Annotated in this window: 19 protein-coding genes; 13 read left to right on the top strand and 6 right to left on the bottom strand. The window is 41.4% G+C overall.

The genetic code is table 11. The features are described 5' to 3' along the window. Positions 1-20: 20 nt before the first annotated feature. From ACFQZJ_RS08020 to ACFQZJ_RS07975, 10 genes are all read left to right on the top strand, one after another. The gene (locus ACFQZJ_RS08020; protein WP_379933698.1) at positions 21-1073 is read left to right on the top strand and encodes an o-succinylbenzoate synthase; all 1053 of its coding nucleotides are present in this window, start codon (positions 21-23) and stop codon (positions 1071-1073) included. Continuing rightward, on the top strand, positions 1064-2014 hold the full coding sequence (locus ACFQZJ_RS08015) for a CPBP family intramembrane glutamic endopeptidase (RefSeq protein WP_379933696.1): 951 nt from the start codon (positions 1064-1066) through the stop codon (positions 2012-2014). Before ACFQZJ_RS08020 ends, ACFQZJ_RS08015 begins: the two co-directional genes overlap by 10 nt. Continuing rightward, positions 2015-3097, top strand: coding sequence for an AMP-binding protein (locus tag ACFQZJ_RS08010; protein ID WP_379933695.1), 1083 nt, complete (start codon positions 2015-2017; stop codon positions 3095-3097). It abuts the gene before it with no gap. A 92-nt stretch (positions 3098-3189) separates the two neighbouring features. Then, positions 3190-3669, top strand: coding sequence for a TonB-dependent receptor plug domain-containing protein (locus ACFQZJ_RS08005; RefSeq protein ID WP_379933694.1), 480 nt, complete (start codon positions 3190-3192; stop codon positions 3667-3669). A gap of 76 nt (positions 3670-3745) precedes the next feature. Next, on the top strand, positions 3746-5092 hold the full coding sequence (locus tag ACFQZJ_RS08000; RefSeq protein ID WP_379933693.1) for a M24 family metallopeptidase: 1347 nt from the start codon (positions 3746-3748) through the stop codon (positions 5090-5092). A 677-nt stretch (positions 5093-5769) separates the two neighbouring features. Continuing rightward, positions 5770-7503, top strand: a complete 1734-nt coding sequence (locus ACFQZJ_RS07995; RefSeq protein ID WP_379933692.1) for a carboxypeptidase-like regulatory domain-containing protein — start codon at positions 5770-5772, stop codon at positions 7501-7503. Positions 7504-7559: 56 nt separating this feature from the next. Then, positions 7560-9305, top strand: coding sequence for a carboxypeptidase-like regulatory domain-containing protein (locus ACFQZJ_RS07990; RefSeq protein ID WP_379933690.1), 1746 nt, complete (start codon positions 7560-7562; stop codon positions 9303-9305). A gap of 55 nt (positions 9306-9360) precedes the next feature. Next, the gene (locus tag ACFQZJ_RS07985; RefSeq protein ID WP_379933689.1) at positions 9361-11106 is read left to right on the top strand and encodes a carboxypeptidase-like regulatory domain-containing protein; all 1746 of its coding nucleotides are present in this window, start codon (positions 9361-9363) and stop codon (positions 11104-11106) included. 31 nt (positions 11107-11137) lie between these two features. After that, a complete protein-coding gene (locus tag ACFQZJ_RS07980; RefSeq protein WP_379933688.1) occupies positions 11138-12880 on the top strand; it encodes a carboxypeptidase-like regulatory domain-containing protein in 1743 nt (580 codons plus the stop codon). Between the two features lie 12 nt (positions 12881-12892). Beyond that, positions 12893-14038 carry a carboxypeptidase-like regulatory domain-containing protein gene (locus ACFQZJ_RS07975; protein WP_379933687.1) on the top strand — a complete coding sequence of 382 codons (1146 nt, stop codon included), beginning with the start codon at positions 12893-12895 and terminating at the stop codon, positions 14036-14038. An 8-nt stretch (positions 14039-14046) separates the two neighbouring features. On the opposite strand, the gene ACFQZJ_RS07970 is transcribed toward ACFQZJ_RS07975, so the two are convergent. Continuing rightward, positions 14047-15675 (bottom strand): acyl-CoA carboxylase subunit beta, encoded by a 1629-nt coding sequence (locus ACFQZJ_RS07970; RefSeq protein ID WP_379933686.1) that lies wholly within the window; start codon positions 15673-15675, stop codon positions 14047-14049. 80 nt (positions 15676-15755) lie between these two features. Here ACFQZJ_RS07970 and ACFQZJ_RS07965 point away from each other — a divergent pair, with 80 nt between their 5' ends. The 3 genes from ACFQZJ_RS07965 (at position 15756) to ettA (ending at position 19006) form a co-directional block, all read left to right on the top strand. Further along, positions 15756-16730, top strand: coding sequence for a Gfo/Idh/MocA family protein (locus ACFQZJ_RS07965; protein WP_379933684.1), 975 nt, complete (start codon positions 15756-15758; stop codon positions 16728-16730). Positions 16731-16805: 75 nt separating this feature from the next. Then, positions 16806-16988, top strand: a complete 183-nt coding sequence (locus ACFQZJ_RS07960) for a CAL67264 family membrane protein (protein WP_027076178.1) — start codon at positions 16806-16808, stop codon at positions 16986-16988. A 326-nt stretch (positions 16989-17314) separates the two neighbouring features. Next, positions 17315-19006 (top strand): energy-dependent translational throttle protein EttA, encoded by a 1692-nt coding sequence (gene ettA / locus ACFQZJ_RS07955; RefSeq protein ID WP_379933682.1) that lies wholly within the window; start codon positions 17315-17317, stop codon positions 19004-19006. A gap of 128 nt (positions 19007-19134) precedes the next feature. Here the strand turns inward: ettA and ACFQZJ_RS07950 are convergent, their stop codons facing one another. From ACFQZJ_RS07950 to ACFQZJ_RS07930, 5 genes are all read right to left on the bottom strand, one after another. Beyond that, positions 19135-19572, bottom strand: a complete 438-nt coding sequence (locus tag ACFQZJ_RS07950; RefSeq protein WP_379933680.1) for a Spy/CpxP family protein refolding chaperone — start codon at positions 19570-19572, stop codon at positions 19135-19137. Continuing rightward, positions 19565-20077 carry a hypothetical protein gene (locus ACFQZJ_RS07945; RefSeq protein WP_379933678.1) on the bottom strand — a complete coding sequence of 171 codons (513 nt, stop codon included), beginning with the start codon at positions 20075-20077 and terminating at the stop codon, positions 19565-19567. The genes ACFQZJ_RS07950 and ACFQZJ_RS07945 overlap by 8 nt, the downstream gene beginning before the upstream one ends. A 33-nt stretch (positions 20078-20110) precedes the next feature. Further along, positions 20111-20653: an RNA polymerase sigma factor gene (locus ACFQZJ_RS07940; protein WP_379933676.1), complete on the bottom strand. Its 543-nt coding sequence runs from the start codon at positions 20651-20653 to the stop codon at positions 20111-20113. Between the two features lie 129 nt (positions 20654-20782). Continuing rightward, positions 20783-22606 carry an ABC transporter ATP-binding protein gene (locus tag ACFQZJ_RS07935; protein ID WP_379933674.1) on the bottom strand — a complete coding sequence of 608 codons (1824 nt, stop codon included), beginning with the start codon at positions 22604-22606 and terminating at the stop codon, positions 20783-20785. Beyond that, complete coding sequence (locus tag ACFQZJ_RS07930; protein ID WP_379933672.1) at positions 22606-24315, bottom strand: phospho-sugar mutase; 1710 nt, start codon at positions 24313-24315, stop codon at positions 22606-22608. Before ACFQZJ_RS07930 ends, ACFQZJ_RS07935 begins: the two co-directional genes overlap by 1 nt. Positions 24316-24364 lie beyond the last annotated feature (49 nt).

Below are 24364 nucleotides of genomic sequence, written 5' to 3'. Positions count from 1 at the left end.
ACCTAAATTTATACGGTTGTATGAAAGCAAGCTACAAAAAGTATATACTAAATTTTAAGAATCCCAGTGGCACATCCCGGGGAATATTAAGAACAAAGGAAACCTGGTTTTTAATTCTGGAGGAAAACGGTCGTTTTGGCATCGGAGAATGTGGAATTTTCAGAGGCTTGAGTATGGATGATGTACCGGACTACGAAGACCGCTTAAGATGGCTTGTGTCCAACATAAATAAGGAGAAGGGCATCCTACTTCGATCTTTGCAAAAATATCCAAGTATACAATTTGGTCTGGAGCAGGCTCTGTTGTCTCTGTCTGCACAAAATCCCTTTGAACTTTTCCCTTCGAACTTTATAGCATCGAAACATCCGATTGAAATAAACGGTCTTGTCTGGATGGGGGATATTGAGTTTATGAAAGTTCAAGTACAGCAAAAATTGGAACAAGGTTTTAGATGTATTAAAATGAAGATAGGTGCTATTGACTTTAATGCAGAAGTGGCCTTGTTAACTTCCATTAGAAACAACTTTGACAAAGATAAAATAGAGCTTCGTGTAGATGCTAACGGTGCGTTTTCTCCTGGCGAAGCTTTGGAAAAGTTGAATATATTGTCACAGTTAGACTTACATTCCATAGAACAGCCCATAAGGCAAGGGCAATGGCAAGATATGAAGCTGTTGTGCCAGGAAACACCTTTGCCCATAGCCTTGGACGAAGAACTTATCGGTATAACGGACGGAGTTGAAAAGCGAGATTTGTTACAACAAATACGACCGCAATATATTATCCTGAAACCAAGTTTGGTAGGTGGTTTTCAAGGAAGTGAGCAATGGATCGCAATAGCGAAAGAGTTGAATATTGGATGGTGGGTGACAAGTGCCTTGGAAAGTAACATAGGGCTCAACGCTATTGCACAATGGACAGCCACCTTAAAAAATCCGTTGCCGCAAGGTTTGGGTACGGGCGGCTTGTTTACCAACAATTTTGATAGCCCGTTAACGGTCTCCAACGGAGGGATTTTTTACGACCAAGCTAAGAGTTGGAAAGCTAATTTAATTAAAGATTTATGTTTATAGAGCAGGCGTATAGGGGGTTGAGCGAGGGGTGGCGTTATGTTGTAGGTGTTATTGTTGTTTTTTTTGGATGGCAGGTATTAGGAGCTATTCCCTTAATTTTGGCATTGTTTTTAAAAACAGATTCAATTGCCGTATTGGCTAGTGGCGACATGGGCGTACTGTCCAATGCCTTGGGTTCCAATGATTTTCTCTTTTATATGTTGCTGACCTTTGCAATAGGCCTTGTATTTCTATTGCTTTTTGTAAAATTTGTGCACAAGCAGTCCATTAACTCCCTTACTACGGCCCGAAAGAAAACAGATTGGTCTAGAGTACTTTTTGCCTTTATACTTTGGGCATTCATAACGGTTCTCTTTATCTTTTTAGATATGTATTTGGCTCCCGAGGATTATGAGTATAATTTTAAGTTGGAACCATTTTTATTTTTGGCGCTAATTGCTATCATTATGATCCCCCTGCAGACAAGTATGGAGGAATATTTTATTAGAGGATATTTAATGCAGGGCATCGGTGTTGCGATTAAAAATAGGTGGTTCCCTTTGGTGTTTACATCTTTGCTATTCGGTCTCATGCATATTTTTAATCCGGAGGTTGAGAAAATCGGTTACGGTATACTCGTTTACTATATAGGTACAGGGTTCTTTTTGGGTATAATCACCCTTATGGACGATGGTCTGGAGCTGGCATTGGGTTTCCATGCGGCCAATAACCTAACCGCGGCTTTATTGGTAACGGCAGATTGGACGGCTTTTCAAACGAATTCGGTGTACCGTGATGTTTCCGATCCGGTGCTGGGCTGGGATGTTTTAATTCCGGTTTTTGTGGTTTTCCCCTTGCTTTTATTGGTATTCTCCCAAATGTATGGCTGGAAAAACTGGAAAGAAAAGCTGACAGGAAAAGTGCTTACCGAAGAAGCGTTTAAATCCGAACAAATGGGCTAAGTGAAGACGATACATTTACATCCCAAATTTCAGTTGAACGGCTGCTCCTATACAACGGAGGCGCTTATAGAACATGCCTATACCCTTGTAAAAGAAGGTGAGGCGCATGAGAAAAGTATCGGTGATTTTCTTTTGGACTGGTTCGCTACCGCACCTCGTATAACCGTGCGGACTTCTGGCTCCACCGGCACGCCAAAAGCGATAACGATCAAAAAGAAACAGATGGTCCATTCTGCCTTGGCAACGGGCGAGTTCTTTGGTCTGGAAGCTGGTAACACTGCCTTACATTGCCTGCCAACGCATTTTATTGCCGGTAAAATGATGTTGGTGCGCGCCATGGTACTCGGACTCCGGTTAACCTGTGTTGCTCCTACATCAACACCTATTTATTCAAAACATAAGCACTATGATTTCGCTGCCATGGTGCCTATGCAGCTTAGAAATACTTTGGATTTCATAGACTGCATAGGTTGTTTGATCGTTGGTGGCGCTCCCTTTTCCCAAGGACTAAAAAATGAGGTGGCCCATAAACGCACTAAAATATATGAGACGTACGGGATGACGGAGACCGTAACCCATATCGCAGTTAAACCGGTGAATCGTTTGGACGAAATAGATTTTGATAAATTAAATGTATTTACCCTTGTGCCAGATGTTGGCATTTCAAAGGACACTAGAGGATGTCTGGTTATTGATGCGCCAAAAGTCGCGGATGATGCTATTATAACCAACGATTTAGTGGAGGTGTTGTCCGAGACCGAATTTAGGTGGCTGGGCAGGTATGATAATGTCATTAATTCCGGAGGTATCAAACTGATTCCAGAGCAAATCGAAGCCGTATTATCAAATCTAATATCTGGCCGATTCTTTGTTGCCGGTCTGGCTGATGAAGTACTGGGTGAAAAATTAGTGCTGGTCGTAGAAGGTACGGTTGATGCAGCGGAGATACAAAAACTGTTGAACTCAGCGGAAGGACTTTCCAAGTATCAAATTCCAAAACAAATCTTGGTTTTGCCTAAATTTTTGGAAACTGAGACAGGTAAAATACATAGGTCAAAAACATTGGGTTTGCTTACTACCTAGCTTTCACGCGTTCAAAGCCCGCGTTCCCTAATTTTGTATGTTCAGGTATTAATGATTGCTCTAGCTTTGTCTCTAAATAGAAACAAATCAATATGAAAAAATATAGCATCATAGCGGCAATTCTTTTGATGAGCGGGAATTCGTTTGCACAAGAACCTAAGTTGGAAATTATACCTAGGCCCTTAGTTGTTCCTAGTCATGATCAACATATACCCAACCCAGAAGTTACGGAGTTGCTACAAGGAAAGCTTTCTTGTTCGGTTATTGGCATACCCATAGAATCATCGTACACCAAAACCCCTTTTAAGGTGTACACCGCAGAAAACCGTAACTGGATAGTGCAACAGGAAATTTATAATAACATCAGTGCGAATGTGCCGGGCGTTCAAGTAACGTACGGGAACGCAAATCGTAGATCAAACATTAAGATGCGCGGTACTGATAATACGGTGGTTTTTGTAGATGGAGTCAGATATGATGCGTCTATTTTAAATACGTTGAATCCGGCCGACATAGAAAGTGTTACCGTGTCCAACAATCCTGCCGCCGAGGTTTCTCTCAGATTTAGATGATTTTGTTTTAAACTTCAGCATTTGGCTATGGGAAAGCACTAAAATATTGTATTTTCATCCAGTAAATATACCTAAGATGAAAAACCTTTTGCGCTTAATCGTAGTTCTTGTAACCATCAATCTTAATGCACAACAAATTCTGCCCGAACAAGAAAGGGCTAGGGTAGTGGATGAGATCTTGGAAGATCGTTTTAATAATTTATTGCCGGAATTAATGGATAATACCGGTATAGATATGTGGATCGTTATTTCTAGGGAATATAACGAGGATCCCGTACTAAGAACCATGTTGCCATCCACTTGGTTAAATGCCAGAAGGCGCACGATATTATTATTCTATAGGGACAAGGCAAAAAACACTATTGAAAAATTGGCTGTAGCGCGGTATAATGTGGGGGATAACATCATCTCTGCTTGGGACAAGGAAAAGGAGCCCGACCAGTGGAAACGTTTAATGCAGTTGATCGAAGAACGGAATCCGAATACGATCGGACTCAATTTTTCAAAAGACCATAATATTGCCGACGGTTTAAACAAGACCGATTACGAGGAGTTTATGGCCAATCTCCCAAAAAAAATGCGCTCCAAAGTGGTGTCGGCAGAACAATTGGCTGTGCGTTGGATAGAGACACGCACAGCTCGTGAAATGGTTATATTTGACCAATTGGTAGATATTACCCATGACATTATTGCCGAGGCCTTTTCAGAAAAAGTAATTACGCCCGGTGTAACAAAGACTACCGATGTTGTTTGGTGGATGCGTCAAAAAGTGACGGATATGGGCTTGGAAACTTGGTTTCATCCCACGGTAGATGTGCAGCGTACCAGTAACGAAAATGATGCCGGTTTTTACTCTTTTGCCGACAAACCCGATGCCATGATCATAATGCCAGGAGACCTTTTACATTGCGATTTTGGGATTTCCTACTTGCGATTGAATACAGATTGCCAAGAACTGGCCTATGTCTTAAAACCGGAAGAGACCAAGGCTCCTGATTTTCTTGTAAACGGATTAAAGGATGGGAATAGGGTGCAGGATTTTCTCACTACAAATATGATAAAGGGAAGAACGGGAAATGAAATTCTGGCCAAAGCCCTCTCCGAGGCTAAAGCTGCTGGGTTACGACCTTCGATCTATACGCATCCCCTAGGGTCTTATGGCCATTCCGCAGGAACCACCATTGGTATGTGGGATTCCCAGGGTGGCGTTATGAAAGATGATGGGGAGAATTATCCCTTAAACCCCAATACCGTATATGCGATTGAATTGAATACTACCATTACTGTTCCGGAATGGAACAAGGATATTCGAATAATGCTAGAGGAAGCCGGCTATTATGGCGAGAACGGTTTTAGATATGTTAACGGAAGACAGACCGAATTGTTATTGGTGCCTAGGGTAAAAGGATATCAAGGGAATTAGGGGGGCGACTAGCAGAAATAGTTTGGCAAGTTGACTATTAGGATAGGATGTTTGGTAATCCATAATATTTTATTTTCAAGTTTCCGGAGCTTCAAGATGTGCCCAGTCAATGTTTAAACTCTTGTCTACATGGGATTGAGGAAGTCTAGAACTAATATAAAGGATAATACCAGGGACAGTTTATATCTTCTTAATATTTGGACTATATTTTTTTAACAAGGATAAGGTCAAAGAAAACCACACTTTGTCATAAAACAGGAGTATGCTGCAATCAGTGCATCGTACTACCCACGTGTAAACCTACTTGCATATAGTAATTGTTCAGCCTACACAGGCATTACCTCTTATTATAGGAAATAGCTGCCATGTTCTATTCTTTAACTACGGAGGTCGGTTTTAAGTTGCGCTGCTAGTGTAGTATGTGTTATTATTTAGGAATGATTTTTGTGGTATGTTATCGCGAAGAGTATGCATACTAAACAGTACATGTAGCAGTATTTATTTATGCCTATCTCAGCGTTAAATAGGTTAATAGTAGTTTTTACCTTATTAATAATACATACTTTGTAATAGTAAAACTATTGAAAAAGCGAGAATTATGGTTAATATTTGTTAAAATAAGTTAATCTGTTAAAATTGTTTTGTACTTTAAAGAAGAAAATAAAACCAAATAAGCTATGAAAAATAATATGTTAGTTTTTGTTTGTGCTGCTTTGAGCACCGTTTCTATCTTGGCCCAGGATGTTCGTAAGATTTCGGGAACGATATCGGACGGTAACGCACCTTTATCCAATGTACAAATTAATGTAATGAACACGGATAGCGCCACTTTTTCCGACACAGAGGGAAAATACAGTATAGAGGCGGAAACTGGCGATGTTATTACCTATACCTATATGGGTATGAAGACCATAAGTATTCGTGTAGAAGACGTTACCCGCATTTTAAATCCTGTTATGATTTTGGATGTAAATGAGTTGGACGAGGTAGTTGTGCAAAGTAGCAAAAGACTGTCGCAAAAAAATATAGAGGAACAGTATAGCCTAAGGGAGAACATTATAAAAACCGCCTATGGCTATTTGGATGCCGAGCGTTCGTCCGGTCGAATTGCATTTATACAGGAAGATGAGATTACTATGGTAAATGGTGACATCATCAACTTGGTAGTAAACGGAAGATTACCTGGAGTCTCATTTTTAAACGGCGGAATTTTTATAAGAGGTGTTTCTGCTATTGAAAATCCGCAACCTGCTATTTTTGACGTGGATGGCCAAATTTTCACTCAAATACCAATTTGGGTAGATTTAGGTAACGTAAAACGTGTAGCGGTGTTGAATAATTTTGCAAATACAACGCGTTATGGTTCCATTGCTTCGGGTGGGGTAATTGTGATCAATACCTTTTCCGGTAATCTGGCCAACAAAGAAGTTGTTGACCAAGCAAAGTTACGTAACAACTTTTATAAGGGTGATGCACTTACTCGCGAGGACATCAAAAAAAATTGGCCATCATATAAAAAAGACTTGTACGCCAGTACTTCGGTTGCAGCGGCAGAGGCAAAGTTCAAAGAGCTACAGGCCATAAACTCCAATTCACCTTATTTTGTTTTGGATGCACAGCATTATTTCGCTGAAAAATGGGACAGAACAGATGTAGGAGACAACATTATTGCGCAGCATTTTGGGTCGTACAAGGAGAATCCCGTACTATTAAAAGCACTTGCATATCAATACCAAGTGCAAGGACAATTCAAAAAAGCAAATGAAATATACAAGGAAATATTTCTTTTAAGGCCCAATTACGCGCAGAGCTATTTGGATATGGCAAGGAGTTATAGGGAAATAGACAGTCCCGTTCAATCTGCCTCCATTCATGCTAGATATGCTTATTTACAAGACCAGGGCTTTATGGAAATAGACACCGCAGGTTTTGCTCCGATAATGGAACGGGAATTCAATAACCTGCTTGCCTTGGAAAAGGATGCAGTTGTTGACAAGGGAAAACATAACAAGGTATTTGTGGCTAAGGAAGATTTTCAAGGGTCAAGGGTCGTTTTTGAATGGAACGATGGCGAGGCCGAGTTTGAGCTACAGTTCGTGAATCCTGGAAAACAGTTCTACACATGGAAACATAGTTTGGCCGATAATGAAGAATTAATATCACGCGAAAAAGTATTCGGTTTTAATGTGATGGAGGAGCTTATAGATGGTTCCCTACCAGGTAATTGGCAGATAAACGTAACCTATCTTGGGAACAAGAGCTTAACGCCAACCTATTTAAAAGCAACGGTGTATTATAATTATGGCACCAACGCACAAAGAAAAGAGGTTAAAGTATTTAAGTTGAGTTTAAAGAACGTAAATCAAGAACTATTTAAGGTCAGCAGTGTCGCTGGATTGGCCGCTAAATAGTCGATACAATATTAACCGTGTGTAGCTGAGAAGTTATATGCTTAAAATTAATTAGTATGGTAAGAAAGATTATAACCCTCATAGTATGTTTGCTCGGTTTTGGCTTTGTACAGGCGCAGGTAGAAAGAACAATTAGCGGAAAGGTGTCGGACGGCAAGGCGCCTATGGAGAACGTTACCGTATCTATATTAAACACGAATACGACAACGGCCACCGATAAGGACGGATTTTACCGTTTGCCTATTGCAACCGGAGATGAACTACAGTTCTCCTACATGGGTATGAAAACCATGACCATTCAAATAGAGGACGTTACGCGCATTCTAAACCCTATCATGGTGCCCGATGTGAACGAACTGGATGAGGTAGTGGTGACCAAAAGTAGGCGAAAGTCACAAAAAGATTTGGAATACGAGTATGCAATAGACCCCAATATCATTCGAACTGCCTATGGATATATTCATGCGCAATATTCTGTAGGCCATGTCCGGATTCTAAATGAGAAAGATATGATACCCGTTACTCCCTGTGTATTGGATTTGATACGTATGCGATTTCCGGGACTTGGTGTATCTGGGAATTGTTTTGGTGGCGGTTTCATAACAAGCCGAGGTTTATCGTCGGTGTTTGGGAATAATTCCGTGGTATGGGATGTGGATGGTATGATTCTGCAGCAAACCCCTATCTGGTTGGACGTAAATAATATAAAAAGAATCGCAGTCCTACCTTCATTAGGTACCGGAGTAAGATACGGATCTCTAGGTTCTGGAGGAATCGTAGTTATCAATACCGTGGCCGGTAATTCATTTCGGAACAAAATAATAGACCGCGCCCGTTTGCGAAATAACTATTATAACGATGATTCCTTGGCGGATAATGAGGTCCGCAACAATTGGCCGGGGTATAAAAAAGAACTGTATGCGAGCACATCATTGGAGGCCGCCCGGGCCAAATTCAAGGAATTGATGCGCACGTATTCCAATTCCCCATATTTTCTGTTGGATTCACAGGCCTATTTCACGCAGCAGTGGGACAGGGCCGATATCGGAGCCGATATCATCGAGGATTATTTTGGTATTTACGATACCAATCCGGTATTGTTAAAGGCACTTGCATATCAATACCAAGCCCAAGGACAATATAAAAGAGCCAATGATGTGTACAAGGAAATATTCCTATTGCGGCCCAATTACGCGCAAAGCTACTTGGATGTGGCTCGTAGCTATCGCGAGGTAGGTAGTATAGCCAAGGCCGCTTCCCTGCATGCACGTTACGACTATTTGTTGGAGGAGGGTTTTATGGATCAGGATACCACCGTTTTCGGTCCGATCATGGAACGGGAGTTCAACAACCTTTTGGCCTTGGAGAAGGATGCCGTACTGGAACCGGGAGCGCAAAACAAGGTGTACGTGGCAGAAAACGATTTTGACGGCACACGGTTGGTCTTTGAGTGGAACGATGGCGAGGCGGAGTTCGAGCTACAGTTCGTAAATCCTGGAAAGCAGTACCATACCTGGAAACATAGCCTTGCGGACAACGCAGAATCCATTGCCGGGGAGAAAGCCTTTGGGTACAATGTTGTGGAAGAGCTCATAGACGGTTCCTTGCCCGGCACATGGCAGGTAAACGTGAAGTATTTGGGGAACAAGAGTTTGACGCCCACGTATTTAAAGGCCACCGTTTATTATAACTACGGCAAGATTTCACAGCGTAAGGAGGTCAAGGTGTTTAAGCTGAGCTTAAAAAATGTGAATCAAGAACTGTTTAAAGTGCAAAGTGTTTCAGGATTGGCAACGAAGTAATTCATTTGTATAATCGTTTGTAACGCACGCAAGTTATGAACATAAAAACAACAATATGGTAAAGAAATTAGCAACATTGGTCCTATGTTTATCAGTTTTTAATCTGGTACAGGCGCAAGTAGAAAGAACAATTAGCGGAAAGGTGTCGGACGGCAATGCCCCAATGGAGAACGTTACCGTTACGATATTAAACACGAATACGACAACGGCCACCGATAAGGACGGATTTTACCGTTTGCCCATTGCAACCGGAGACGAACTGCAGTTCTCCTACATGGGTATGAAGACCATGACCATTCAAATAGAGGACGTTACGCGCATTCTAAATCCTATCATGGTTCCCGACGTGAACGAACTGGATGAGGTCGTGGTAACAAAGAGTAGGAGAAAATCACAGAAAGATTTGGAATATGAGTATGAAGAGGATCCCAATATTGTCAGAACGGCTTTTGGCTATGTTCATGCGCAGAGTTCAGCTGGTAGGATACAGATTCTAAATGAAGATGATATTATACCTGCGACTCCTTGCGTATTAGATTTGCTTCGCACTCGTTTTCCAGCTTTAGGTGTTACCGGTGATTGTTTAGGTGGTGGCGGGGTCACCACTAGGGGGATGTCTACTCTTTTTGGCAACAATCTCGCTGTATGGGACGTTGACGGGATGATTTTGACTCAAACTCCCATTTGGTTGGACGTAAATAACATAAAAAGGATTGCAGTAATTTTTTCTTTAGCGGAATCCGTAAAGTATGGAGGTTTAGGTTCAGGAGGGATTGTGGTGATCAATACCGTTGCAGGAAACTCTTTCCGAAATAAATTGGTAGACCGTGCCCGTTTGCGCAATAACTATTATAAAGATGATTCCTTACAAGAACAGACTGTCCGTAGTAACTGGCCAAGCTATAAAAAGGAATTATACGCCAGTGTTTCGGTAGAAGCAGCCCAAGAAAAATTTAAGGATTTGGTGGCAACGTATGCCAATACTCCCTATTTTTTACTGGATGCCCAAGCTTATTTTACGGAAGAGTGGGATAGGGCAGACCTTGGTGAGGAGATTATTGCCAGTTATTTTGGTTTATACGAAGATAATCCGGTATTGTTAAAGGCACTTGCATATCAATACCAAGACCAAGGCCAATACGAAAGGGCCAATGATGTGTACAAGGAAATATTCCTATTGCGGCCCAATTACGCGCAAAGCTACTTGGATATGGCCCGTAGCTACAGGGAGACCGGTAGTCCGGAAAAGGCGGCATCCCTGCACGCACGTTACGGTTACCTGGTAGATCAGGGGTTTATGGAGCAGGATACCATTGGTATTGGCAAGATAATGGACAGGGAGTTCAACAACCTTTTGGCTTTGGAGAAGGATGCGGTCGTGGAGAAAAGGAAACAGAATAAACTGTTTGTGGCCAAAAACGATTTTGACGGTACCCGTGTAGTTTTTGAATGGAACGATGGCGAGGCGGAGTTCGAGCTACAGTTCGTAAATCCTGGAAAGCAGTTCCATACCTGGAAGCATAGCCTTGCGGACAATGCAGAATCCATTGCCAGGGAGAAAGCCTTTGGGTACAATGTTGTGGAAGAGCTCATAGACGGTTCCTTGCCCGGCACCTGGCAGGTAAACGTAAAATATTTAGGGAACAAGAGTTTGACGCCCACGTATTTAAAGGCCACCGTTTATTATAACTACGGCAAGATTTCACAGCGTAAGGAGGTCAAGGTGTTTAAGCTGAGCTTAAAAAATGTGAATCAGGAGTTGTTCAAGTTGGTAAGTAGCCCGGCCATTGTTTCAAAATAGAACCAAATGCAGCTGTTAATGTTAAGCACAAATGAAGGATTATAAAGTTATGGGAAAGAGAATAGTGGTATTCATCTGTTGTATTTTGGCCATTCATGTCGCACAGGCACAAGAGCAAAGAACGCTAAGTGGAAAGGTATCCGATGGTAAAGCGCCAATGGAGAATGTTACCGTTACCGTTTTAAACACGAACACGGCAACAATAACCGATAAAGATGGTTTTTACAGGATACCAGTGGCCACCGGAGACGAACTGCAGTTCTCTTACATGGGTATGAAAACCGTGCGTATTCTGGTAGAGGATGTAACACGCATCTTGAACCCTATAATGATACCTGATGTTAAAGAACTAGATGAGGTTGTAGTGACGCAAAGCAGACGCAAATCGCAGAAAGATCTGGAGGCAGACTATAATGAAGACCCCAAAATCATAAGAACTGCATTTGGTTATCTCCACGCGGATGCTGCTCCCGGTAGGTTGCAGATTATGAAGAGAGAAGACCTGTCAATAGCTGCTTTATGTATTTTGGAACTCGTAAATGGTCGCTGGCCAGCTGTCACCGTCTTTGGAGATTGTTTCAAGGGGGGTGGGGTTACAGTAAGGGGTAATACGGCTATTTACGATATCGATGGATTAATTGTACAAGATGCACCATTATGGCTTGATGTGAACAGTATAGACAGAATAACGATTTTAGGTAATTTATCTTTAACCACGTCTTATGGAAGCATTGGGCAGGGCGCTGTTGTAGTGATAAATACAAATTCTGGGAATAGGACCTCTAAAGGTTTTGTGGATAAGGCTAAACTCCGCAATAATTTCTACAAGGACGATGCCTTGGATAGTGAAGCAATTAAAAAAAATTGGCCAACCTATAAAAAGGAACTCTATGCCAGTGAATCTTTTGAAGCTGCGCAAGCTAAATTTAAAGAATTGGCTAACACCCATTCCAATTCTCCTTATTTCTTCTTGGATTCACAGGCCTATTTTACGAAGGAGTGGGACAGGGTCGATATTGGAGAGGATATTATAACTAATCATTTTACGCCTTATGCAGAAAATCCTGTATTGCTAAAAGCACTTGCTTACCAATATCAGGAGCAGGGCCAAAATAAAAAAGCAAACGATGTATACAAGGAAATATTTCTGTTGCGGCCCAATTATGCGCAGAGCTATCTGGATATGGCAAAAAGCTACCGAGAAATGGGTAGTCCAGAAAAATCGGCATCCCTTCATCTTAGATATAATTATTTGCAGCAACAGGGTTTTATGGAACTAGATACGACAGGGTTTGGACCCATTATGGATCGGGAGTTCAACAACCTACTTGCGTTGGAGAAAGATGCCGTTTTAGAATCGGGGAAACGAAACAAACTGTTTATAGCCCAGGAGGATTTTGACGGGACAAGGCTCGTTTTCGAATGGAACGACGGCGAGGCGGAGTTCGAGCTACAGTTCGTAAACCCGGAAAAGCAGTACCATATTTGGAAACATAGCCTTGCGGACAACGCAGAATCCATTGCCAGGGAGAAAGCCTTTGGGTACAATGTTATGGAAGAGCTCATAGACGGTTCCTTGCCAGGTACATGGCAGGTTAACGTCAACTATTTAGGGAACAAAAGCTTAACGCCTACGTATTTAAAGGCCACCGTTTATTATAACTACGGCAAGATTTCACAGCGCAAGGAAATTAAGGTGTTTAAGCTGAACTTAAAAAATGTGAATCAGGAATTGTTTAAAGTGCAGAGCGTTTCCGGATTAGTGTCAAAGTAAATAAAACTAAATATGCGATTATCCTTTTTAAGCCTACTGTTGTTTACTATATATAGTTCGCAAGCGCAATTAAACTACACCGGAAGAATTGTAGACGCCAAAACACAAGAACCTTTACCTTATGTAAATATAGGAATCGTTGATAAAGGGTTTGGCACGGTTACAGATGAGACCGGCCGTTTTTACTTGGTAATCGATACCCAGAAATTTAAAAAAGAAGATATTGTTCAGATATCCTCTCTAGGGTATGAAACCATTAAAATTCCTATTGGGCAGATCAAGGTGGCGGATGAAGATTTCCCAAAAATTGTAATGCAGCCCTCCGACATACAATTGGAGGAAGTCTTTCTATATAGTGATGCCCTTGTTCCCATCACTGAATTTGTAGGGTACCGAAATTATGGGGAGCGTAATTTTGGATATTGGAACAAGGACATGGCTTTGGGAGGTGAGCTTGCTACACTGTTTAGTGTACGTTCGGGGCCAAGGATGCTAAATAGTTTGGAATTTGAGGTTTGGGAAAATCCCTCGGATAGTTTGTTGGTTCGGGTAAATATTTACGATACTGCTGGAGGTTTGCTGGGTGCGCCAGGGGCAAACTTGAATAAAAGTCAGAAAAATATATTGCATACCGTTCCAAACGGAAAAAATATTATTACGGTTGATTTGAACGAATATGAAGTATTTGTAGAGGATGATTTTTTTGTTTCATTGGAAATAGTCAAAGTGTTTGGCGTCCAAAAGTTAGGGTTGGTTTTGGCAGCCTCGGGCAGAGAGGGGGCATCTTTCAGAAAATATGCCAGCCAAGGGGAGTGGGAATTCTTAAGTGATTTGCACATGGCTTTTTATATGGAAACATCACCTTATGTTAAACAAAAAAAAGCGGAGCGATATGAGAAGAAAGTTGAAAGGGTAAGATTAAAAAAACCTACCCTATCTGGTTTTGCTATTTTTCGAGGGAAGATGATCGCTAATGTAACGGTTCAGAACCAGCGCACAAAGGAAACAGTACAGACCGACGAAAGTGGTAGGTATAGCATAGAGGCAGATAAAAAAGATATAATTCTATTTACCAAAAGCGGCTATAAGAAAATGATTATGGAAGTTCAGAACCAAAAATTCGCTAACGCTATTTTAAAGTTGGAAAGTGATAAATGATACATCCCTCATACCTGTAAAACCCCCAAATTAAAAGGCTTTTCAATTGGCGCATGATTTGCCGCGGAAATACCCATGGAAATCCACTTTCGTGTATCCAAAGGGTCTATCAAAGCGTCTGTCCATAATCTGGCAGCTGCATAATAGGGAGAGACCTGATTGTCGTATCGCTGCTTTATTTTATCGAACAGTTCTTTTTCTTTTTCCTCCGTAATTTTCTCTCCTCGTTTTTTTAAGGAAGCCGTTTCTATCTGTAGTAACACTTTTGCAGCGGAATTACCGCTCATTACGGCAAGTTCGGCGCTCGGCCATGCTACAATGAACCTAGGGTCATAAGCTTTACCGCACATGGCATAATTACCTGCCCCGTAGCTATTGCCAATAACAATAGTAAACTTGGGGACAACAGAATTGCTTACTGCGTTTACCATTTTGGCACCGTCCTTAATGATACCACCATGCTCACTTTTACTACCTACCATAAAGCCGGTAACGTCCTGTAAAAAGACCAAAGGAATTTTTTTCTGGTTGCAATTTGCAATAAATCGGGTAGCCTTGTCTGCCGAGTCGGAATAAATAACCCCACCGAACTGCATTTCCCCTTTTTTGGTTTTCACCACTTTGCGCTGATTGGCAACAATGCCTACCGCCCAACCGTCTATCCTAGCGTAGCCGGTGAGGATACTTTGACCGTACCCGTCTTTATACGCTTCAAATTTTGAATTGTCCACGAGTCTCTTAATGATTTCCATCATATCATATTGCTCAGCTCTAGATGCGGGCAGGATCCCGTAGATATCCTGAGGATTTTCTTTAGGTTTTTCCGGTGCAGCCCTATTGTAACCGGCTTTGGTATAATCGCCAATTTTGTCCATGATGTTTTTAATGGTATCCAAGGCCGCAGCATCATCCTTTGCTTTGTAGTCTGTTACCCCACTAATTTCGCAGTGGGTAGTGGCTCCGCCCAACGTTTCGTTGTCAATACTTTCGCCAATGGCCGCTTTTACCAAATAACTTCCTGCTAAAAAGATACTACCTGTTTTATCAACGATAAGCGCCTCATCGCTCATAATGGGCAAATACGCTCCCCCGGCAACGCAGCTGCCCATCACTGCCGATATTTGCGTAATGCCCATACTGCTCATTTTTGCATTGTTCCTAAAAATGCGTCCAAAATGTTCCTTGTCGGGAAATATCTCGTCCTGCATGGGCAAATAGACCCCGGCACTATCTACCAAATAAATGATCGGTAGCCGGTTTTCCATCGCAATTTCTTGTGCCCGTAAATTCTTTTTGGCGGTGATGGGAAACCAGGCACCCGCTTTTACCGTAGCGTCATTGGCAACCACCAAGCACTGTTTTCCAGAGACGTATCCCATTTTAATGACCACACCACCAGAGGGGCAGCCGCCATGCTCTTTGTACATACCCTCACCTACCAAAGCACCGATCTCTATGCTATCGGTTTCTGCATCCAATAGATAATCTATCCGTTCGCGTGCCGTCATTTTTCCCTTGGCATGTAGCTTTTCAATTCTAGCTTTTCCTCCTCCTAAGGATACCTGAGCTAGTCTTTTCTTAAGCTCGGAAAGCAGTAATTTGTTTGCATCTTCATTTTGGTTGAACTTGATATCCATTGTACTTCTTTCAATTTATCCCATAAAGATAAGGAGTAAAATTGAGTACATTTGAATAAACCTTTAATAGAACTAAGAATATGATACGTTGGGGAATCGTTGGTGCCGGTAAAATTGCGAATACGTTTGCTAAAGACCTGGCTTTGGTGGCAGATAACCGTTTGTGTGCGGTAGCGTCAAGAAGTTTGTCCAAGGCAAAGGATTTTGCGGAAACCTATGCTGCCGATCATGCTTTTGGCAGTTATGGGGAATTGTTCCAAAGTGATGTAGTCGATGTGGTGTACATCGCAACACCGCATACCTCCCATGCCGATCTGTCTATAAGGGCGATGGAATGTAGGAAGCATGTCTTGTGTGAAAAACCAATGGGTGTAAACGGAGCTGAAGTCGCATTGATGTTGGATAAAGCAAGGGAAAACAAGGTGTTTTTAATGGAAGCCTTATGGAGCCGATTTAATCCGACTATCAAAAAAGTAAAGGAACTGGTAGATGCTGGAGAAATCGGCAAGCTTGCCTATCTAAAAGCGGATTTCGCTTTTTATGGTTTGGATCGCGACGAAAAGGGGAGGCTATTAAATCCGGATTTAGCAGGTGGAACCATTTTGGATATCGGCATTTATCCTATTTTTCTTTCGTACTTATTGTTGGGAATGCCCAAAAATATTACGGCACAGGCCCAGTTTCATAAAACAGGTATAGAGCGTCAAACCTCCATGATTTTCGAATATAAAGATGCCCAAGCCCTACTTTTTAGTAGTTTGGCCTGCGATTCTGAAATGAAAGCGGAAATAGCGGGAAGTACCGGGAGTCTGTTCATAAACCCAAGATGGCATGAAGCGGAATCCTACGTTTTGGTAAAAGACGGTGAATCCGAACACATTGCGCTTGGAAAAATGGGGAAAGGCTATACCCACGAAATAGCGGAAGTAGCCCATTGTATTACGGCAGGTAAATTGGAGAGTAGCCTATGGAGTCATCAGAATACAAGAGACCTTTGTACCCTTTTGGATTCCGTAAGGGAGGAGGCCGGAATCCATTTTCCTTTTGAGCCATAAAACCTTTGGAATTATAGTATGTAGTTTTTATAAATTTCCGATATTTGACATTACCACTAACCAAAACCAAAGAACATGGGAATGAACAAAAACACGGTGTTGGCCTGGGCCACATTTATAATGATTTGTGTGGGCTGTGCCCTCATTGCACTTGGCGCGTTTAGGTATGATGATGTTGCGGGGTGGGGTTTTGCTTCCGTAGGTATAGGCTTTTTTGCCATCGCCTGGGTTTTTAATGCGCTTAAAGGAAGGGTTTAAAATACGTTCAAGGTGGCAGGTTCCATGTTCAAGGTTGGCAGATTTTCAATAAAAAATTTGAAACCTGCCTTTGCCGAGCAGAAAATAAAAACTTGAAACCATTCTTTTCAACTGATTTGTTTTCAACATATTTATGTTCAAAAACGAATGATGTTTTAGCTTAGATTACAATCGCTTTTTTTAATTTTCATCTAACATCTAACATCTAACATCTAACATCTAACATCTAACATCTAACATCTAACATCTAACATCTAACATCTAACATCTAACATCTAACATCTAACATCTAACATCTAACATCTAACATCTAACATCTAACAATCATGTCCGACGATAAAAAGGTCATTTTCTCCATGTCAGGAGTAACAAAGACATTCAAGACAGCGAATACACCTGTCCTTAAAAATATATACCTGAGTTTCTTCTATGGTGCCAAAATTGGTATACTGGGACTTAACGGTTCCGGTAAATCTACCTTGTTAAAGATAATTGCCGGCGTTGACAAGAATTTTCAGGGCGATGTTGTTTTTTCCCCCGGATATAATGTCGGGTACTTGGAGCAAGAGCCTCAATTGGATGAAGAGAAGACCGTCTTGGAGGTCGTTAAGGAGGGTGTAGCGGAGACGGTTGCCATCTTGGACGAGTATAACAAGATTAACGACATGTTCGGTTTGCCCGAGGTGTATGAGGATGCGGATAAGATGCAGAAGCTGATGGACAAGCAGGCGGTATTACAGGACAAAATTGATGCATCCAACGCATGGGAATTGGATACGAAACTGGAAATAGCGATGGATGCCCTGCGTACGCCGGAACCCGATAAGAAAATTGGGGTATTGTCCGGTGGGGAACGCAGAAGAGTAGCACTGTGTAGATTATTGTTACAGGAACCGGAAATCTTACTGTTGGATGAGCCTACCAACCACCTGGATGCAGAGTCGGTACATTGGCTGGAACACCATTTGGCGCAATACAAAGGAACGGTAATCGCCGTAACGCACGATAGGTATTTCTTGGACAATGTTGCGGGATGGATCTTGGAACTGGATAGGGGAGAAGGCATTCCTTGGAAAGGAAACTACTCTTCATGGCTAGACCAGAAATCAAAACGTTTGGCGCAGGAGAGCAAATCGGCCTCTAAAAGACAAAAAACCTTGGAACGCGAGTTGGAATGGGTGCGCCAAGGGGCCAAGGGAAGACAGACCAAGCAGAAGGCACGTTTAAAGAACTATGACAAGTTAATGAGTCAAGATCAAAAGCAGTTGGACGAAAAGCTGGAAATCTACATTCCTAACGGTCCCCGCTTGGGTACCAATGTGATCGAGGCCAAAGGTGTAAGTAAGGCCTACGGGGATAAACTGCTTTATGAAGATTTGAACTTTACCCTGCCACAAGCGGGAATTGTGGGTATCATTGGCCCTAACGGTGCGGGTAAAACCACGATCTTTAGAATGATTATGGGCGAGGAACAACCGGATAAAGGGGAATTTATAGTGGGAGAAACAGCAAAGATCGCTTATGTGGATCAAAGTCATTCCAATATTGACCCTGAAAAAACAATTTGGCAGAATTTTAGCGATGAGCAAGAATTGGTAATGATGGGTGGCCGTCAGGTGAATTCCAGGGCTTATTTGAGTCGGTTTAATTTCTCCGGGAGTGAGCAGAACAAAAAGGTAAGTATGCTATCCGGTGGAGAGCGTAACCGCTTGCACTTGGCAATGACCTTGAAAGAAGAAGGTAACGTTTTGCTTTTGGATGAGCCTACGAACGATTTGGATGTGAACACCTTACGTGCCCTGGAGGAAGGTTTGGAGAATTTTGCAGGTTGTGCGGTGGTCATATCTCACGACAGGTGGTTTTTGGATAGGATATGTACCCATATCTTGGCCTTTGAAGGTGATTCCCAAGTATATTTCTTTGAAGGTTCCTTCTCTGATTATGAGGAGAACCGGAAAAAACGACTAGGTGCGGATATTATGCCCAAACGACTTAAGTATAAGAAGCTCATTCGGTAGTGTTCTCAGATTTACATTTAAATATTGATGTTTTTCTAAAATGCTCGTTGAAATAAACGCAAAGGATAATTGGTTTAAACTACTAATTTAAAAAAGCGACGGATTAATGCTTTTTTGAATGGTTCAATTTAGTGCCTACCGCCTCTATTCTGGCGGTACTGCCTTAGTAATCGCCTTTTAAACTCTTCCTCGGAACTCAGTAATAGCAGCGTTTTTTTTGTAGAAAGTACTTTATTTATTTCGTTGAGGTATGCGGTATTCAGTTTTTCTTCGGCGGCTTTTAACTGTACAAACTGCGTTAAAAGCTTTTCGGCCTCAGTATCTGATAAAGCAGGCACATCATTTATTTTCTCTCGTATTTCGGTACGCTCTTTTTTTCGCAATTGTTCCCGTTCTTCCTCAAACTTGTTGTAAACCGGCCAAAATTGTTGGGCCTCCTTGCTGGTGAGTTCCAGTTTATCGGTAATAAAGGCCACTTTTAAGGATTTTATTTTTTCCCTGTTTCCTCTTTGTCCAAAGCTTACAGTGGTAAACAGTAAGAAGAGTATCACTAAAATTTTATTCATTTTCATCTAAATTTAATGTTTCAAAATCATTGGTTTCCTCACTGAGGTAGTCTAGAATGTATGCTTCTTGGAGTTCCGTTTCCAGAAAATCTGCCGCGTTTAAATCGTTCAGAGGAATTACCTCCGAAATTTCATAGGATGTTAAGGCCAAGCCGTTAGTATCAAAATAGGTTTCGATGTCGGTATTTACTATATCGTTCCACGAAACTTCTTTCGAATTGGTCCAGTATAGGCCCGAGATTGTTAGTGCTAGTACAGCCACGGAAGCTGCTGCCATATAGTACCATTTATTAGGCTTTAACTGTTTTATTTTTGTTTCATTCGTATTAAGTGTATCGGAAATTAGAGTAGGCAGTGTGTCAAAATAATCTTTAGGTGTTTTAAAACCGGCATCTTTAGGAATATTTGGCTGTTCTTCTTTTATCCTATGTTTTAAGTGTTGCGAGAACTCCTCAAAATAACGGTCCGGAATACTAAATGGATTATGTTTCTTAGGTATTTTCATCTCTATGGTTTGACCTCTACAAGCTTAAATGGTTTAATGTTCTTTTAAATAAGCTTCGATTTTTTTAACTGCAAGGTGGTACGAAGCTTTTAGACCTCCTACGGAAGTTTCCAAAATAGTAGAAATTTCCTGGTATTTCAATTCTTGAAAATACTTCATATTGAAAACCAGTTTTTGTTTTTCGGGCAAAATGGCAATCGCTTTTTGTAGTTTTAATTGAATTTCATCGCCGTCAAAATGAACATCGGCCTGCAATTTTTCTACCAATCGCTCTTGATATTCTACATCGCTCACGCCTAATTTTCTAGACTTTTGTTTCAGAAATGTCAGGGATTCGTTAGTGGCAATTCTATACATCCAAGAATATAGTTTGCTATCGCCCTTAAATCCATCGATATTCCGATAGACCTTTATAAAGGTATTTTGTAAGACATCGTCCGCATCATCATGATTCAGTACAATTCCACGAATATGCCAATATAGTCGCTCTTTGTACGTATTAATAAGCACTTCGAATGCCTTGGACCGCAAATCCTTCGTCTTTAACTCTAGTACTAGTTCATTTTCGGAAATCAAATAACCCTTCTTTATACACTTTGACTTGTAATGTACAAAAAGGTTTAACTGTATATAAAAGAATTAATCGGAATGCCGTTAATAAGAATGTAGTTAGGAAATGAAAACTGCTGGCCACGTGTTGAGTTTTTAACTCAACGACTGCATGGTTACCAACTTTTTATAGGTGCCGTTTTTGGACAAAAGTTCGTTATGAGAACCTTGTTCTACGATTTCTCCTTTTTGTAATACCACGATGTTATCCGCGTTTTGAATTGTAGATAAACGATGCGCAATGACAATAGAAGTTCTGTTCTGCATCATTTTCTCTAAGGCATCTTGCACCAATCGTTCACTTTCGGTATCCAGTGCCGAGGTAGCCTCGTCCAAAATCATGATCGGGGGATTTTTAAGGACTGCACGTGCAATGGAGAGCCGCTGTTTTTGACCCCCACTTAACTTGTTTCCGCTATCGCCAATATTGGTGTCATAGCCCTTTGGCAGCTCCATGATAAAGTCATGCGCGTTGGCAATTTTGGCAGCCTCTATAATCTCATCTGACGTAGCCCCCTCTTTTCCAAGTCCAATATTGTTGCCTACCGTATCATTGAATAAGATGGAATCTTGGGTCACTAGCCCTAACATGCCACGCAAGGATTTTTTAGAAAGCTCTTTTATATTGATGCCGTCAATCTTAATGTCTCCCTGGTTTACGTCGTAAAAACGGGTAACTAGGTTAGCTATGGTACTTTTACCACTACCGGATTGCCCTACTAGCGCAACCGTACCACCTTTGGGTACATTTAAACTGAAATCTTTTAAAACATACTCATCCTCGTACTTAAAGGAAATATTTTCTAAAACGATGTTATTTTCGAAGACCGATTTTTCAATAGGATTTTCTTTTTCTGCAATGGGGTTTTCGGTTTCTAGGATTTCCAAAACACGTTCTGCCGCTGCGTTTCCTTTTTGTACGCCATAAGACGCCTTGCTAATGGCTTTGGCAGGCGTTAAAAAGTTGTATGCCAAAGCAATGTAGCCTATAAATGATGCAGCATCCAAACTTTTTTCTACTATTACAAGTTGGCCTCCGTACCATAATAACACACCAATTACAAGAATACCTAAGAACTCACCTGTAGGCGATGCTAGATTTTGTCTGTTTAAAAGCGAATTGGAGAATTTAAAAAAACGATTTGTACTTTTCTTAAAATTTATAATAAATCGGTTTTCGGCATTGAATGCCTTGATTACCCTAAGTCCGCCTAAGGTTTCTTCGACTATGGATAGGAATTCCCCTTGTTCTTTCTGAACCCGGTCCGACTTCTTTTTAAGGGATTTTCCGATTTTGGAAATTATAAGTCCTGAAATTGGAATAAAAACAAACACGAACAAAGTGAGTTTTGGACTGATGCCGAACATGATCAACAAGGTGAACAACATGGTCAAAGGTTCTCTGATAATAAGTTCCAAGATGGATAAAAAGGAGTGCTGAATTTCTAAAACATCTGAAGTTACCCTTGCGATTACATCCCCTTTTCGTTTTTCGGAAAAGTAGGAAATGGGTAAATCCGTAATTTTTTGATACATCGCATTTCTAACATCCTGCAAAACCCCGTTACGCAAAAAAGTAATGAAATACATGGCCAGGTAATTAAAAAGATTTTTGAGTAAAAATAAGATGAGCACTAGGCTGATTACCATGATAAGTCCCTTCATCTGGTCACCATCCGAGTATTGCGTAACGCTATAGTTTACGTACTCTAAGATATATTCTTTTGCCTTGCCCAAGCTTTCGTATACAGGTTTGTTTGTCACCTTTTTCTCAGGATAAAAGATAACATCCAAGGTAGGAATCAATGCGGCGAATGCCAACGCACTGAACAGGGCGTACAGTACATTAAAGAAAATATTTAGGTAGCCGTATTTACGGTAAGGCTTCGCAAAACGAAGAATCTTTTTAAAATAATCCATTAACCTAGTTTAAGCTCACTAAGGATACGCTGTATTTTCTTATCTAATTCTACCGCAACCTTTTTATAATCAGTAGCATTGTCCAGTGTCGTATTCGTGCTGATATAAAATTTCACCTTAGGTTCTGTTCCACTTGGTCTGGCCGCAACTCGGGTGCCATCTTCCGTTTCATAGATCAAGACGTTGGACTTAGGGATGTCTATGGCTTTTTCTTCTCCCGTTAGCACATTTTTGGCAGTGGAAGTGTTATAGTCCTCTACCCATTTTACCTTAGAACCCGCAACGGATGCCACTGGATTTTCCTTGAAATCCTTCAACATTTCCTTGATTTCCTCGGCACCGCTAATTCCTTTTTTAGTGATGGCTACGAGATGCTCCTTGTAAAACCCGTAATCCACGTAGCAATCGATCAGATCCTTGTAAAAGGAACTCCCGTTTGCCTTTGCCTCGGATGCTATTTCACAGGCGAGTAGGGTAGAGGTCACCGCATCCTTATCTCGGACAAAATCGCCTACCATATAGCCAAAGCTCTCTTCGCCACCGCCTATAAAATCCGAATTCGGGAAATCTTTGATCATTTTACCGATCCATTTGAATCCTGTTAGGGCTGTTTTGAACTCCACACCGTATGTTTTGGCCATGGCCTCCATCATTGGCGTAGAAACAATTGTGGTAGCTATGAACTCATTGCCTTTAAATCCTTGTTGCTTTCTTTTCTCCAACAAGAATTTCGTCATTAAGACCATCGCTTGGTTGCCGTTTACGATTTCCATCTTCCCCTCCAAGTTTCTGACCGCAATTCCTAATCGGTCACTGTCGGGGTCTGTTCCTACGACCATATCCGCCCCAATTTCTTCCGCTTTTTTAATCGCCATGGATAAAGCTTCGGGTTCTTCCGGATTGGGGGATTTTACGGTAGGGAAATTTCCATCCGGCTCTGCCTGTTCGGCTATAACGGTAACATTAGTATATCCCGCACGTTTTAAAACTTCTGGAATGGCAGTTATAGAAGTGCCATGAAGCGAGGTAAATACGATTTTAAAATCGTCCTTGCCACGAGCATTAAAGTTCCCATTGGCCACGGAAGCTTGGATAAATGCTTCGTCCACTTCTTTGTCGGTCACTTCGATTAAGTCCTCGTTTGCTTTAAACTTTACATCTTCAAAAGGCAAGGCATTGATTTCCGCAATAATTTCGGCATCCTGTGGGGGTACAATTTGTCCGCCGTCCGTCCAGTAGACTTTGTAGCCATTATATTCTGGTGGATTGTGTGATGCTGTAAGTACGATACCCGCATGGCAATTCAGATGCCTTACCGCAAAGGATAGTTCTGGTGTAGTTCGCAGGTCGGAAAACAGGAATACCTTAATTCCATTGGCCGAAAATACTTCTGCAACTATTCTTGCAAGGGTATTACTGTTGTGGCGACAATCAAAGGCGATAACCACCTTTATTTCTTCGTCTTTGTACACCTTGTTTAGGTAATTACTAAGTCCCTGTGTACTTTTTCCAAGCGTATATTTGTTGATTCTATTCGTTCCAACGCCCATGATGCCCCTCATGCCACCGGTACCGAATTCCATCTGCTTGTAAAAACGGTCTTTCAGTTCTTCGGTGTCCGTATCCATTAGGTGTTGAATTTCTTTCTTTACGGCAGGATCAAAAAAATCGGTCATCCAGCTTTTGGCGGTATCTAGGAAGTTATCCATTAATAGGTATGTTTTGTTTATAGTTTAAATCTACAAAGAAATAATAGTT

This window comes from Maribacter chungangensis (genome assembly GCF_042676845.1).
Classification (GTDB): Bacteria; Bacteroidota; Bacteroidia; order Flavobacteriales; family Flavobacteriaceae; genus Maribacter; species Maribacter chungangensis.
This window is presented reverse-complemented; position numbering and strand designations above follow the sequence as displayed.

Bases quoted from the DNA above. Each gene is read 5' to 3' on its own strand.
- ACFQZJ_RS08020 (WP_379933698.1), top strand. From the start codon at position 21: ATGAAAGCAAGCTACAAAAAGTATATACTAAATTTTAAGAATCCCAGT.
- ACFQZJ_RS08015 (WP_379933696.1), top strand. From the start codon at position 1,064: ATGTTTATAGAGCAGGCGTATAGGGGGTTGAGCGAGGGGTGGCGTTAT.
- ACFQZJ_RS08005 (WP_379933694.1), top strand. From the start codon at position 3,190: ATGAAAAAATATAGCATCATAGCGGCAATTCTTTTGATGAGCGGGAAT.
- ACFQZJ_RS08000 (WP_379933693.1), top strand. From the start codon at position 3,746: ATGAAAAACCTTTTGCGCTTAATCGTAGTTCTTGTAACCATCAATCTT.
- ACFQZJ_RS07995 (WP_379933692.1), top strand. From the start codon at position 5,770: ATGAAAAATAATATGTTAGTTTTTGTTTGTGCTGCTTTGAGCACCGTT.
- ACFQZJ_RS07990 (WP_379933690.1), top strand. From the start codon at position 7,560: ATGGTAAGAAAGATTATAACCCTCATAGTATGTTTGCTCGGTTTTGGC.
- ACFQZJ_RS07985 (WP_379933689.1), top strand. From the start codon at position 9,361: ATGGTAAAGAAATTAGCAACATTGGTCCTATGTTTATCAGTTTTTAAT.
- ACFQZJ_RS07980 (WP_379933688.1), top strand. From the start codon at position 11,138: ATGAAGGATTATAAAGTTATGGGAAAGAGAATAGTGGTATTCATCTGT.
- ACFQZJ_RS07975 (WP_379933687.1), top strand. From the start codon at position 12,893: ATGCGATTATCCTTTTTAAGCCTACTGTTGTTTACTATATATAGTTCG.
- ACFQZJ_RS07970 (WP_379933686.1), bottom strand. From the start codon at position 15,675: ATGGATATCAAGTTCAACCAAAATGAAGATGCAAACAAATTACTGCTT.
- ACFQZJ_RS07965 (WP_379933684.1), top strand. From the start codon at position 15,756: ATGATACGTTGGGGAATCGTTGGTGCCGGTAAAATTGCGAATACGTTT.
- ACFQZJ_RS07960 (WP_027076178.1), top strand. From the start codon at position 16,806: ATGGGAATGAACAAAAACACGGTGTTGGCCTGGGCCACATTTATAATG.
- ettA (WP_379933682.1), top strand. From the start codon at position 17,315: ATGTCCGACGATAAAAAGGTCATTTTCTCCATGTCAGGAGTAACAAAG.
- ACFQZJ_RS07950 (WP_379933680.1), bottom strand. From the start codon at position 19,572: ATGAATAAAATTTTAGTGATACTCTTCTTACTGTTTACCACTGTAAGC.
- ACFQZJ_RS07945 (WP_379933678.1), bottom strand. From the start codon at position 20,077: ATGAAAATACCTAAGAAACATAATCCATTTAGTATTCCGGACCGTTAT.
- ACFQZJ_RS07935 (WP_379933674.1), bottom strand. From the start codon at position 22,606: ATGGATTATTTTAAAAAGATTCTTCGTTTTGCGAAGCCTTACCGTAAA.
- ACFQZJ_RS07930 (WP_379933672.1), bottom strand. From the start codon at position 24,315: ATGGATAACTTCCTAGATACCGCCAAAAGCTGGATGACCGATTTTTTT.